At 58.7% G+C, this 3,634-nt stretch carries 3 protein-coding genes; all 3 read left to right on the top strand.

Annotated elements, in window-relative coordinates; all coding sequences use genetic code 11:
• Positions 1-81 precede the first annotated feature (81 nt).
• The 3 genes from NW856_RS04370 (at position 82) to NW856_RS04360 (ending at position 3,509) form a co-directional block, all read left to right on the top strand.
• Entirely contained in the window at positions 82-318 is a 237-nt protein-coding gene (locus NW856_RS04370; protein WP_011429589.1) for a DUF3148 domain-containing protein, read from the top strand.
• 232 nt (positions 319-550) lie between these two features.
• Complete coding sequence (gene serA, locus NW856_RS04365) at positions 551-2,131, top strand: phosphoglycerate dehydrogenase (RefSeq protein WP_011433001.1); 1,581 nt, start codon at positions 551-553, stop codon at positions 2,129-2,131.
• A 61-nt stretch (positions 2,132-2,192) separates the two neighbouring features.
• A complete protein-coding gene (locus NW856_RS04360; protein ID WP_414399297.1) occupies positions 2,193-3,509 on the top strand; it encodes a bifunctional folylpolyglutamate synthase/dihydrofolate synthase in 1,317 nt (438 codons plus the stop codon).
• Positions 3,510-3,634: the final 125 nt, after the last annotated feature.

Here is a 3,634-nt window from a genome sequence, read left to right as displayed (position 1 = left end):
GCGGCGCGGAGCGCTTTGCATCAGCATGAGTGCAGGAGTATGTCACCTAAGCTAGAAACGGCTGCAGGATGGACTCCCATTATGTCTGAAGCCCAAGGTTTACTGCCGGTGGGGGCAACGGTTCAAGTGGTGGAGATGCCTCCTTACCTAAAAACGGCTGACCCAATGCCGATGTTGCGCCCGGCCCATTTGATCCGCTTGCACGAGCAAGGGGTGATCCTGCAGCGACGGCTGTTGGGCACCTACAGCGTGCAGTTTGCCAATGGCATCTTTCTCATAGACGGAAAATATCTTGCCCCGGTGGGATCCCTGTCCTAGTGCGCCCATTTCTCCTCCGAGCCAGCTCGATGGGTTTGTCGGCCTTCAGAACCTTTGGGAGCTGGCAGCTTTCCACAGAAGCGAGCCTTCGACTGACCGGCGGACTTTCGCGGTAGATTAAGGTGTGCCGGTTGGGGTTGGGTCAAAGTTTGGCTCAGCCGGTGAGATCCACCTCAACTTGCGCTAATCCCTGCTTCTTACTGCCCTCCATCCCACTAGACCAGCGCTGCTTATGCCCAGAGTCATCGTCACAGATCCCATCGATCAGGCGGGGATCGACATTCTCTCCCAAGTCGCTCAGGTGGATGTGCAAACCCAGCTCACCCCAGAGCAGTTGATCGCGGTCATCCCCAACTACGATGCCATCATGGTGCGCTCTGGTACACGGGTTACCCGAGAGGTAATCGAGGCGGGGACGAACTTAAAAATCATCGGGCGGGCGGGCGTTGGCGTTGACAACATCGATGTGCCCGCCGCAACCAAAGCCGGGATCCTGGTGGTCAACTCCCCAGAGGGCAACACCATTGCCGCTGCCGAGCACGCCATTGCCTTGATGATGGCCCTCTCCCGCCACATACCCGATGCCAATGCCTCTCTGAAGTCGGGCCTGTGGAATCGGCAAGAGTTTGTCGGCGTAGAAGTCTACAAAAAAACGCTGGGGATTGTCGGATTGGGTCGGATTGGATCCCATGTGGCCCAGATTGCCAAGGCGATGGGGATGAAGCTGCTGGCCTATGACCCCTATCTATCCGTGGAGCGGGCCGAGCAACTGGGGGTACGCCTGGTGGACTTCACAACTTTGGTGCAGGAATCGGACTACATCACCTTGCACATTCCCAAAACCCCTGAAACCACCAACCTGTTCAACGCCGAAACCTTCCGCATGATGAAGCCGACCGCTCGCCTGATCAACTGCGCCCGCGGCGGTTTGGTGGATGAACAAGCCCTGTACGAAGCCCTGAAATCCGGCCAAATTGCCGGAGCGGCTTTGGATGTATTTGCCAATGAGCCCCTGAAGGACTCCCCGCTGTTTTCCCTGGGCAAAGAAGTCCTGCTCACTCCCCACTTGGGGGCCTCCACCGAAGAAGCCCAAGTGAATGTGGCCATCGATGTGGCCGAGCAGATCCGCGATGTGTTGCTGGGGCTGCCGGCCCGCTCTGCCGTGAACATCCCCGGCCTACAGGCAGAGGTGCTGCAAAACCTCAGACCCTACCTGGACTTGGCCGAAACCCTAGGCAACTTGGTTGGCCAATTGGCGGGGGATCGCGTCAACCAGTTGGAGATCCGCCTGCAGGGAGATCTGGCGGAAAAAGATGGGCAGCCGATCGTCATTGCCGCCCTCAAAGGGCTTTTGACGCTGGCGCTGCGGGAGCGGGTCAACTACGTCAACGCCTCCATTGAGGCTAAAGAACGGGGCATTCGGGTGGTGGAAACCCGAGATCCCTCCTTGAAAGATTATTCCGGATCCCTGACGTTGATTGCCCACGGCCCCAATGGGATCCGCTCGGTTTCGGGGGCGTTGATTGGGGAGCGAGAGGTGCGGATTACCCAGATCGACGAGTTCCCGGTGAATGTGCCCCCTTCCGCCAACATGCTGATGACCCTGCACCGGGATATGCCGGGAATCATCGGACGGATTGGCACCCTGCTGGGAGCCTACAATGTCAACATCGCCAGCATGCAGGTGGGGCGCAAGATCATCCGCGGCGATGCAGTCATGGTGCTCAGCTTGGACGATCCCCTGCCGGATGGGATCCTGGAAGAGGTGCTCAAGCAGCCGGGCATCCGTGACGCTTTTGTAGTGAACCTCTAGAATTGTTGATCCCTAGAAAAAATCCCAAATCTCACCTACCCTGGCAAGACGGAGTCTTTGCTTGAACCAGAGCAACTTGTCCCTAACCCTGTCCCAGATCCCAGACTGGGATTGGCCGGCCTTTCTGGAGTCCCTGGGCCATTTTGGTGTGGATCTCAGTCTGGAACGCATGCAAGTCTTGCTGCAGCGTCTAGGACAGCCCCAAGCTGGGATCCCGGCCATCCACGTAGCCGGCACCAACGGCAAAGGATCTGTCTGTGCCTGGGTCAGCCACGTGTTGTGGGCGGCAGGCTATCGTGTGGGCCGCTACACCTCTCCCCATTTGGTGGACTGGCGGGAACGGATTTGGCTGAACGGGGAATACATTTCCGCCAACGACTGGAGCCAAGCGCTGGCCCAGGTGCGAGACTGCCTACAAACCTATACCCCCAACGAGGCTTCTCCCACCCAGTTTGAGGTTATCACCGCTGCCGCTTGGCTGTACTTCCGCCGGCAAAAGGTGGATGTGGCAGTGATAGAAGTGGGCCTGGGGGGGCGGCTGGATGCTACCAATGCTGGGATCGAGCCGGTGGTAACGGCTATCACCTCCATCGGCTGGGATCATTGGCAGCGCTTGGGCAACAGCCTTCCCCAAATTGCCTCTGAAAAGGCGGGTATTCTCAAGCCAGGGATCCCGGCAGTGTGCGCACCCCAAACTCCAGAGGTCACAGCAGTTATCCAAGCCAAGGCAGAGCAGTTGCAAAGCCCCCTGAGGGTGGTCGACCCTCTACAATGGTCAGAGCCTCAAACCGCCCAATGGCGAGGGCAGCTCCTCACCCTGCCCCTCAGCGGCGATGTACAACTCACCAATGCGGCAGTAGCTCTTGCCGTTGTGGAAACCCTACAGCAACAGGGCTGGCGGATCCCTGATGCCACTGTAGAAAAAGGATTTGCCATCACCCGTTGGCCGGGGCGCCTACAGCGGGTGCAGATTGGATCCCGTCAGTTGCTGATGGACGGAGCCCACAACTTGCCCGCTGCCCAGGCTCTCCGTCGCTATCTGGATGAGCATCAACCCGGCCCCCTCACCTGGTATGTGGGCATCCTCACCACCAAAGATGTCCAGGGCATTCTCAGCACCCTGCTGCGACCAGGAGATTGCTTTTTCGCTCTGCCAATTGCTGGCCACTCTGGGACGGATCCCGACCAACTGGCCCAACTGGCCCGAACCCTGCAGCCTCATCTCGCCTCAGCACGGGCACTGCCCAATCTCTCCGCTTTTCGAGCACAGCTGCTCAAGCCCAAAACCCCCACTGAGCCACCGGCTGTCCTCTGCGGATCCCTGTACCTATTGGGTCAAGTGATGCAGCGCTGTTTGGGATGGGAGCTGGCCTGTTGATAAGTGAAACGGCATGAAAAACAAAAGCTCCTCCCTTGTGTAGCTGGAGAGGAGCTAGAGTAAGACCCCAGTATCGTGCGTGTAGTGAGTGGAGGTGGGCCTGGCACCGAGCTAGGTTGCCAGCA

The organism is Synechococcus sp. R3-13, assembly GCF_047462195.1.
In the GTDB taxonomy this organism is placed as follows: domain Bacteria; phylum Cyanobacteriota; class Cyanobacteriia; order Thermostichales; family Thermostichaceae; genus Thermostichus.
Note: the sequence above shows the minus strand (reverse complement) of the source record. Positions and strands in the feature narration are given on the sequence as shown.

Bases quoted from the DNA above. Each gene is read 5' to 3' on its own strand.
- NW856_RS04370 (WP_011429589.1), top strand. From the start codon at position 82: ATGTCTGAAGCCCAAGGTTTACTGCCGGTGGGGGCAACGGTTCAAGTG.
- serA (WP_011433001.1), top strand. From the start codon at position 551: ATGCCCAGAGTCATCGTCACAGATCCCATCGATCAGGCGGGGATCGAC.